The following is a 2661-nucleotide window of genomic DNA, read 5'->3' as shown; positions in this document are numbered from 1 at the left end:
GCGTCCCGCCCCGCCCCGTCCGCGGACGCGGCGCCCCCGGCCCCGGCCCGGCTGCATCCGCCCGCCGCGCCCAAGCGTGCCGCGCTGAAACAGGAGCAGCTGCCGCTGCCGGATGCCGGCTGGCGCTTCCCGCCGCTGTCGCTGCTCAAGCCCGCGCCCGCCCGCGCACAGCAGGGACCGAGTTCGGACGCGCTCGAGGCCAATGCGCGGCTGCTGGAGACGGTGCTCTCCGATTACGGCGTGCAGGGCGCGATCGTCGACATACGGCCCGGCCCGGTGGTCACGCTCTACGAGCTGGAACCCGCGCCCGGCATACGCAGCGCCCGGGTGATCGGCCTTGCCGACGATATCGCGCGCAGCCTGTCGGTGACCGCCGTGCGCATCGCGACGGTGCCCGGCCGCAACGTCATCGGCATCGAGATCCCGAACGCCAAGCGCGATACGGTCTTCCTGTCGGAGATCATGTCCACCGAGGACTGGAACCGCCACCCCGGCCGCCTCGCGCTGGCGCTGGGCAAGGAGATCAGCGGCGCGGCGGTGATCGCCGATCTGGCGCGCATGCCGCACCTGATGATCGCGGGCACCACCGGCTCGGGCAAGTCGGTCGGCGTCAACGCGATGATCCTGTCGCTGCTGTACCGTCTCTCGCCCGACCAGTGCCGACTGATCCTGATCGATCCGAAGATGCTGGAGCTGTCCGTCTATGAGGGCATCCCGCATCTGATGGCCCCCGTCGTGACGGAGCCGGCCAAGGCGGTGACCGCCCTGAAATGGACCGTGCGCGAGATGGAGCGCCGCTACCGCGCGATGAGCCAGCTCGGCGTGCGCAACATCGGCAGCTACAACGACCGCGTGGCCGAGGCGCGCGCGAAGGGCGAGGTGGTGACGCGCCGCGTGCAGACCGGCTTCGACCCCGACACCGGCCGCCCGACCTTCGAGGAGCAACCGCTCGCGCTCGAGACGCTGCCGTTCATCGTCGTCGTGGTGGACGAGATGGCCGACCTGATGATGGTCGCCGGCAAGGAGATCGAGGCCGCCGTGCAGCGTCTGGCACAGATGGCGCGCGCGGCGGGCATCCACGTCATCATGGCGACGCAGCGCCCGTCGGTGGACGTGATCACCGGCACCATCAAGGCCAACTTCCCGACCCGCATCAGCTTCCAGGTCATCAGCAAGTTCGACAGCCGCACCATCCTCGGCGAACAGGGGGCGGAGCAGCTGCTGGGCCAGGGCGACATGCTGTTCATGGCGGGCGGCGGGCGCATCACCCGCGTGCACGGCCCCTTCGTCTCCGACCGCGAGGTGGAGCAGGTGGTGGAGTTCCTGCGCGCGCAGGGCGAGCCCGCCTATGTCGAGGAGGTGACGGACCCGGAGCCCGATGACGGTGGCGGTGGCGGCGGCGGCGGCGGCGGGATGTCGGGCATCGCGGGCGCGAGCGACGGCGAGAAGGGCTTGTTCGATCAGGCGGTGGACGTGGTCGCGCGCGAGGGCAAGGCGAGCACCAGCTTCATCCAGCGGCATCTGAACATCGGCTATAACCGCGCCGCCAAGCTGATCGAGCAGATGGAGCGCGAGGGCATCGTGGGGCCGGCCAACCATGTCGGCAAACGCGAGGTGCTGGTCCGCCGGGTGCGCGACGAGGAGTGAGCGCCGGCGGCGGCGCGGCCGCAGGCAGGGCGGCACGGCGGGCGTGGCGTGACTATGCGCTGGTCTTTGCTGCGGGCGTGATCGGCTATGGCGCGCTCGCGCTATGGGCCGGGCAGGACCGCAACTGGGATCTGCAGAACTACCACGACTATGCCGCCTATGCGTTGCTGCACTGGCGCTATCCGATCGACGTCGCGCCGGGCGGTCCGCAAAGCTACCTCAATCCGCTGCCGTATCTGCTGCCCTACCTTATCAGGCACCATCTGCCGATGCGCGTCGGCGCGGTGCTGATTGCCGCGACGCAGGCGGCGTTGCCGGTGGTGCTGTGGGCGCTGGCCGGCCGCCTGGTGCCGGCCGGGACGCCCGGCCGCCGGCCGCTGCGGGCGCTGGCGACGATCGCCGGATCGACCGGCGCGATGACACTGTCGGAAATCGGCACGAGCTTCGCCGATCTGCCGCTCGCCCTGCCCTCGCTCGCTGCCCTGACGCTGCTGCTGGCGGCGGACGGCGCCGTCGGAAGGCGGCGGCCCTGGATGCTGGCCGGGGCGGGCTTCCTGGCGGGCGCGGCTGCCGGGCTGAAGCTGACCAACCTGATCGGCGCGCTCGCGCTTGGCCTCGCGGCGCTGCTGCCGTGGCGGCGCGGGGCGCGGGGCGTGGCGGCGGCGGTATGGACGACCGGCCTGTTGGTAGTGTCGGGAGTTGCAAGCTTCACGGTCTCCGACGGGTGGTGGGCGGCGTTCCTGTGGCACGCATTCGGCAGCCCGACCTTTCCGTTCATGAACCTGGTGTTCCGCGCTCCGTCGGCCGTGGCCATGAACTTCACGGACCCGCGCTTCCTGCCGCATGGCTGGTGGGACGCGCTGACCTATCCGTGGCAGATCGCGGCCGGGCGTGCGCCCACGGCCGAGGTGCCGTTCGCTGATCCGCGCCTGCTTGCCGGGTTGGCGGTCGCGCTTGTGACGCTGGCCGCCTCGGTCACGGCGGCGGGACGCGCCGCGACGCGGGCGGCGCCCG

The 2661-nt window shown here is 71.7% G+C and carries 2 protein-coding genes; both read left to right on the top strand.

The window, feature by feature from the left end; all coding sequences use genetic code 11:
• The coding region (locus tag B8460_RS10800) for a DNA translocase FtsK (RefSeq protein ID WP_048861608.1) at nucleotides 1–1647 on the top strand (1647 nt) is incomplete at its 5' end.
• On the top strand, nucleotides 1644–2661 hold a 1018-nt coding region (locus B8460_RS10795), incomplete at its 3' end, for a glycosyltransferase 87 family protein (RefSeq protein ID WP_048861607.1). The genes B8460_RS10800 and B8460_RS10795, both read left to right, overlap by 4 nt.

This window comes from Acidisphaera rubrifaciens HS-AP3, from assembly GCF_000964365.1.
Taxonomy (GTDB): domain Bacteria; phylum Pseudomonadota; class Alphaproteobacteria; order Acetobacterales; family Acetobacteraceae; genus Acidisphaera; species Acidisphaera rubrifaciens.
This window is presented reverse-complemented; position numbering and strand designations above follow the sequence as displayed.